Source organism: Stenotrophomonas nitritireducens, assembly GCF_001431425.1.
In the GTDB taxonomy this organism is placed as follows: Bacteria; Pseudomonadota; Gammaproteobacteria; order Xanthomonadales; family Xanthomonadaceae; genus Stenotrophomonas; species Stenotrophomonas nitritireducens.
Genome location: NZ_LDJG01000048.1, coordinates 1 through 782 on the forward strand (window position 1 = coordinate 1; position 782 = coordinate 782).

General features: G+C 64.2%; 2 protein-coding genes. One reads left to right on the forward strand and one right to left on the reverse strand.

The features are described 5' to 3' along the window. Nucleotides 1-140, reverse strand: a 140-nt coding sequence (locus ABB22_RS18940) for a type IV pilin protein (RefSeq protein ID WP_333783570.1), incomplete at its 3' end; no start/stop codon positions are given. A 112-nt stretch (nucleotides 141-252) separates the two neighbouring features. Between ABB22_RS18940 and ABB22_RS18945 the strand changes: the two genes are divergently transcribed. Further along, nucleotides 253-780 (forward strand): histidine kinase, encoded by a 528-nt coding sequence (locus ABB22_RS18945; protein ID WP_057505435.1) that lies wholly within the window; start codon nucleotides 253-255, stop codon nucleotides 778-780. Nucleotides 781-782: the final 2 nt, after the last annotated feature.

Consider the following 782-nt stretch of genomic DNA (forward strand, 5'->3'; position numbering starts at 1 on the left):
GCGGCGATGGCCGCGACGATTCCCAGCACCGCCACCGTGACCATCAATTCAACCAGCGTAAACCCTGCCTGCCGCTTTCGCCGCAATGCCCGCCAGCATTGACCGCATTCCATCGAGAACGACATGCGGGCCTTCCCCATAATGGCTGTAAGCTGCCACGGTAAGCGACGCCCCCAGTGCTGTCAGCCTCCTGCCGACAGGCGGCCACAGAGGCAGGACCAACGGCTTCGCTCCCTCGAATCCGGCCCGGACATGCCCAAGCAAGCCACCGACGCCCCACTGGATGCCTTATGGCAGGCACCCGTCATCATCCGCGTCCTGGTGGCCGGGGAAGCCTTGGCCGTGATCCTGGCACTGGCTCCCGGCGTGGGTGATAACCGCTGGGTGCACTTCGGCCTGATCTCACTGATGGTGCAGTGGATTTCCCTGTCCACGCTGGGCGCCCTCTACCTCTTGCGCCGATTGCTGGTGCAGCTCCCTCCCCTCTGGATCGCCAACATCGCGTTGCTGATCCTGGTGGCGGTCAACGTCCTCGTATGCACCGCGAGCTGGCTGGTGGTGCGCGATGCGTGGGGTGCGGCGCAAGGCGATTGGGCGATGGTATTCCTGCGCTTCACCGGCATCGTTCTCACTTCCGGCCTGCTGGGACTGGCTGCCTTCCAGAACCACTGGCGCGCACGGCAACTGGCCCTGCGCGCCAAGCAGGCGGAACTGGATGCACTGCAGGCACGCATCCATCCACATTTCCTGTTCAATACGCTCAATACCGGCGCGGCCTAGTT

What these genes read in the sequence shown, in the direction of transcription:
- ABB22_RS18945 (WP_057505435.1), top strand. Translation starts at nt 253, where the DNA reads ATGCCCAAGCAAGCCACCGACGCCCCACTGGATGCCTTATGGCAGGCA.